Below are 586 nucleotides of genomic sequence, written 5' to 3'. Positions count from 1 at the left end.
CTACTAGTTTATGCTCATACGCATATTTCGCTACGCAGCGTAAACCATTTCCACAGYTCTTTCCTTCTGAACCATCGTTATTAAACATGCGCATTTTTACCGGTGCCACGTCAGAAGGACAAATTAAAATCATTCCATCTGCACCAATACCAGTATTAATATTTGAAACCTTCTCCGCTACAAGTGCTAAATCTTCTTCTCTAATTTGTTCCTCAAACATATTTACATATATATAACTATTTCCAAGACCATGCATTTTTGTAAAAGAAAATTGGCTCATTTTTATTCACTCCAAAAATAATTTATTATTTCAAGTATAAAATGCATGCTTTTAGAACACAATACGAATGTCCCCCCTTTCTCATATTTGACAGTATTTTGGCAATAAGCCGTTCTTACACAAATCGCGTAAGAAAAAAGCCCTTCTAATGATATTATCCCCTTTAAGTAGACAGTGTAAAAAGACCATGCACATACATGGATGTTACACTATTACTTGGAGGGGATTTTTCATGACTAAAAAAGGTTCAATATTTATTACATATTCAGAAGAATTAAAGTTAGCGGCTGTTCAAAGTTATTTTTT

The 586-nt window shown here is 33.2% G+C and carries 1 pseudogene; it reads right to left on the bottom strand.

The features are described 5' to 3' along the window. A pseudogene (locus tag AC1DTM_RS30835) lies at positions 1 to 280 on the bottom strand (diaminopimelate epimerase); the annotation flags it as partial. Positions 281 to 586 lie beyond the last annotated feature (306 nt).

Source organism: Bacillus sp. P4_D3, assembly GCF_056401855.1.
This window is presented reverse-complemented; position numbering and strand designations above follow the sequence as displayed.